Source organism: Phenylobacterium sp. (assembly GCF_035276905.1).
Classification (GTDB): domain Bacteria; phylum Pseudomonadota; class Alphaproteobacteria; order Caulobacterales; family Caulobacteraceae; genus Phenylobacterium.
Genome location: NZ_DATELG010000410.1, coordinates 1 through 4036 on the forward strand (window position 1 = coordinate 1; position 4036 = coordinate 4036).

Here is a 4036-nt window from a genome sequence, read left to right on the forward strand (position 1 = left end):
CTAGAGCATTCGGCGGTTCGAATGAACCGACGAATGCTCATAAGCCTTTGAAGTTAGACCAGTCGCGACACCAAACCGGCGTCCACTTCGGCTGCGAATGGTTTAGGTCGTCATCAAAAGGTGTAGCCGATGCGCCCCCCGAAGGTCCTCGGCTTGCCGAAGGACTCGATGTTGCCGCCGAAGAGCGCCGTGCTGTCGAAACCAATCACGCCGTAACGCTTGTCGAGCAGGTTCTCGGCGTAAACGCCGAGCCGCAGCCCGGTCGGGCCCTGCGACCAGTTGGCGTTTAGATTGAGGAGGGTTCGGCCCGAGAACCAGTCCGAATTGAAGTTGCGCAGATTGTGATAGAAGCCCGAGGCGTAGTTCGCCTGGGCGTCAAAGGTCACCCGGCCGCCGTAGATTTCGGTGGGGGCGACGTACGTCAGGTCCGCATTGACCTGGACGCGCGGTGCATAGGTCGGGCGCACGGTGCGCTCGACGCCCGGCGCGACCTCGAAATTCTTGATCTCGGCGTGGGTGTAGGAGCCGGCCAGCGTCATTCGCAGATCGTCCGTGAGCTGCGCGCCGATCTCGCCCTCCAGGCCGTAGACTTTCGAATTGACGTTCTGGACGAAGCCGGAGGCGTTCTCGAACAGGAAAGCCTGATAATCCCGATAGTCGTAGTAGAAGGCCGATCCGTTCACCGAGAACCGGGACGTACCGTACTTGAAGCCGCCCTCGTAGTTGATGAGCGTCTCGGGCCCATAGGCCATCTGGCTGGGCGACAGCGGCGGGCTGCCGTCCGGGGCTGGAGCGTTGTAGCTGCCCCCCTTCACGCTGCGGTTGACGCCCGCGTAGATCAGCAAATGCTCCTGCGGCCGGTATTCGAGCTGCGCCTTGCCCGCCCAAAGCGTCTTGGTGCGCTTGTTGGCGTAGGGCGGGGCCAGCGGGAACAACGCCACCTGGTCGTCGACGGCGTAGTCATCCGTATTCAGCGCGGCGAACGAGCTGAACGTATAGTCCTGATGCTCCCGGATCAGGCGGCCGCCCAGAATGATCGTCCACTTCGGCGCGAAGTCGTATTCGACCTGGCCAAAGAGCGACCCCGACTGGGTCTTGAGACGCAACACGTCCACGCCGTCGACGCCGGTGGCCGCGAGCCCGAAGAGCATCGAGTAGAGCGAACCCTTCGGACCCAGAAGGCCCTGGGTCGTGTGCGCATCTATGTCGAGGTAATAGACGCCGGCCTGCCAGCGAAGGTCCGCGCTCTTGCCGGAGAGCCGCACTTCTTGCGAGACGGCCCGGGTGTCGGCCTTGGTCCCGAACAGGAAGAGGTTGTTGGGGCTTCCGTCCCCGTCCATCAGGAACTGCTTCTTGAACCGCTGATAACCGGTGATCGAGGTCAGTTGCGCGCCGCCCAGGTCATAGTCGAGGTGGATTGCGCCCATCGCGCCCTGAGCCACGTTGAGCCGCCGCAGCGCGTAGTCGGACGAGAGCTCCACGTGATCCGGATCGAGCGGCACGTAGCCGAACCAGGTCGCCCCCGGAACCCGCTGGCCGCTCGGCGAGCCGATCCCGGCAAAGGGGATGACCCCGAAGTTGGTGTAATTTCCACCATCCGGACCGATACCCAGCCGGGTCTCCGTCGGGCTGACGCGGTCCGACTGAATCAAGCGGCCTTGGGCGTCGAACGTCCCAATCGTGCCGGCGACGGTGTAGGGCGCCGTCGAGAGATCCTGTTCGGCCGCCTGTCCCGTCAGACGGATGCGGAGCCGGTCCGTGGGCTCCCATTTGATCTGCAGGCGGCCGGCATAGGTGCTGTTCCCGCCCTCGTCCTGACAGCAGGGCGAAGGCCCGGCCGGGCCGAAGTTGAGGGCCGATCCAGGCGCGACGCCGGCCGGGTAGCGATTCTTCCAGTAGTTGTCGATGTGCCCGTAGTAGCCGGAAAGCCGCACCGCCGCGTTTTCGCCCAGCGGCAGATTGACCGCGCCCTCGACCTTCGCCTCATTGAAGCGGCCGTAGTTCGCATCCAGATAGCCGCCGTAGCGATGCAGCTCCGGCTCGACGACGAGCGTATTGACCAGGCCGCCGGTGGCATTGCGGCCGAAGAGCGTCCCCTGCGGGCCCTTCAGGATCTCGACGCGGGCCACATCGAACAGCGCCATGGTCTGGCCCTGCGGCGCAGTCATGTAGATGTCGTCCACATAGACCGCGACAGGCGCTTCGATGGCGTCGTTGAAATCCGACTGGGTGACGCCGCGGATCGTGAACTGCTGGCTCTGGCCGGCCAGGCTGCCGGAGGCGTAGATGCCGGGCGTCAGCTGAAGCAGGTCCGTGCTGCTCGACAGTCCCTTGTCGCGCAGCTGCACGCCGGAGATCGCCGCGACGGAGATGCCCACGTCCTGCAGCTTCTGTTCCCGCCGGTTCGCGGTCACCACGATCTCGCCGAGGGTGGTTCCATTGGCTGATGCTGGGCTCGTCTGAGCCGACGCCGTCGAGCCAGTTGCCAGGATGACGACGGACACCGTCGCCAGTAGCGCGCTTCGCAGCACGATCGCCTCCCCAATATTTTCGTTCTGCGACAAAACATGCGCCACAAGGTCCGCGTGCTCAAGCTCCTTTTTCGTAATTTAATCGTTTTTTGCGCGCTAAACCATTTTTACCTGGAAGCGCCAAGGCGCTTCTTGACGGATAGGCCTGCACAATTTTCGAAAATGCTGTCGATCGGGAGCGCCTGGGCCGCCTCCGGGTCGCCGAGACCGAACGCCGCCGAGCGGCCGCCGCGCGCAAATGGCGTCACGTCCGCCTCCACTAGCGGCGGCGCGACTGGGAAATGGGCGCCACAGCCCTGCGCAGCAGGCAGAATGCCGCGTTTGAGCGCACGCAATAAAAAAGAACGACCGGTCAAACAAATATTGCCGTTCTGCAGCGACCGTGACTATAGTCGGCGAACTGACCGTCCGGATCGGTCGAGACCTCGGGGCGCAGGCGCGGAATGCGCCGGGCCGCCCCCCGGCATTTCATGCGCGGCTTGAGCGCTCGACGGACGGCGGCGAAGCGGAAATGATCAAGGGGAGGGATTGCACATGAACAGATCTGTTGCGTGGCTGATGTGCACGGCCGCGACGACCTGCGGGCTGGGCGCGTCGGCTGCTGCGGCCGCAGAGCCGCCCAATCAGATCCAGGAGATCGTCGTCACCGCCCAGAAGCGCGCTCAGAACCTGCAAGATGTCGGCGTCGCCGTCTCCGCCATCGGCAAGACCGGCCTCGCCGCGCTCGGGCGTCAGGATGTCACCGCCCTGGCCAACCAGGCCCCAAGCCTGCAGGTCAACCAATATTCGCCGACCATCACCGTCTTCAACATCCGCGGCGTGTCCCAGAACGACTTCGCCGACTCGCAGGAGGCGCCGGTCGCCTTCTACAGCGACGAAGTCTACATCAGCTCGCTGGGCGCGATCAGCGGAACGACCTACGACCTGGAGCGGATCGAAGTCCTGCGCGGGCCGCAGGGCACGCTGTTCGGCCGCAACGCGACCGGCGGCCTGACCCACATCCTCACCGCCGCGCCGACCCGGAATTTCGAAGGCTTCCTGACGGCCACGGCGCAAAGCCACGACCAGTACACGACGGAAGGCGCGGTCAGCGGGCCGCTGACGGACACGCTGCGCGGCCGGATCTCCTTCACCACCAACACCGGCGGCGGCTACATCAAGAACCTGGCCGGCCCTCGCCTCGGCTCGGCCGACTTCTACGCCGGACGCGTCCAGCTCGCCGGCGACGTCGGCGACAGCGGATCGTTCAAGCTCAAGCTGGAAGGCCTGCGAAACAACCACGACCGCCAAGGCGGTATTTACACGCACGGATCGAGCTTCCCCAATGAGCTGGGGCTCGGAACCTTCGTCGGGCCGAACGAAAACCCGTGGGGGACTTGCCCCGGTTGCGACGCTTTCGGCTATCGCTCGCCAAGCAAAAATCCCTTCATCGGCGCCTACAACGGTCCCAACTACTTCGACCGCGGCTACTGGAGCGCCACGGCGCATTACGACCAGGACTTCGG

The 4036-nt window shown here is 64.5% G+C and carries 2 protein-coding genes; one reads left to right on the forward strand and one right to left on the reverse strand.

Translation table 11 applies throughout. The annotated features are described in order from the left end of the window. Nucleotides 1-113 precede the first annotated feature (113 nt). Complete coding sequence (locus tag VJS38_RS19610; RefSeq protein ID WP_324089832.1) at nt 114-2531, reverse strand: TonB-dependent receptor; 2418 nt, start codon at nt 2529-2531, stop codon at nt 114-116. A gap of 534 nt (nt 2532-3065) precedes the next feature. On the opposite strand from VJS38_RS19610, the gene VJS38_RS19615 reads away from it, so the two are divergent. After that, nucleotides 3066-4036: TonB-dependent receptor plug domain-containing protein (locus VJS38_RS19615; RefSeq protein WP_324089833.1), on the forward strand; the 971-nt coding region annotated here is incomplete at its 3' end.